This is a genomic window from Colwellia sp. 6M3 (assembly GCF_014077595.1).
Classification (GTDB): Bacteria; Pseudomonadota; Gammaproteobacteria; order Enterobacterales; family Alteromonadaceae; genus Cognaticolwellia.
Genome location: NZ_JACGWF010000254.1, coordinates 1 through 254 on the forward strand (window position 1 = coordinate 1; position 254 = coordinate 254).

Here is a 254-nt window from a genome sequence, read left to right on the forward strand (position 1 = left end):
GTCGTAACAAGGTAACCCTAGGGGAACCTGGGGTTGGATCACCTCCTTATCTTGAAGTAAAACAGCTTAATGGAAACTTCGGTTTCAGAGTGTCTACACAAATTACATGATAACAAATTAGAAGAAGAAAACGTAAAACCCTAGCATAATAAGGGGCTATAGCTCAGCTGGGAGAGCGCCTGCCTTGCACGCAGGAGGTCAGCAGTTCGATCCTGCTTAGCTCCACCACTTATTATGTAGTATCGATTTTTGAT

At 43.7% G+C, this 254-nt stretch carries 1 tRNA gene; it reads left to right on the forward strand.

Annotated features, from left to right (window positions below):
- The first annotated feature begins 152 nt into the window (after positions 1–152).
- A tRNA-Ala gene (locus tag H4J50_RS19295) sits at positions 153–228 on the forward strand.
- The last annotated feature ends 26 nt before the right edge of the window (positions 229–254 follow it).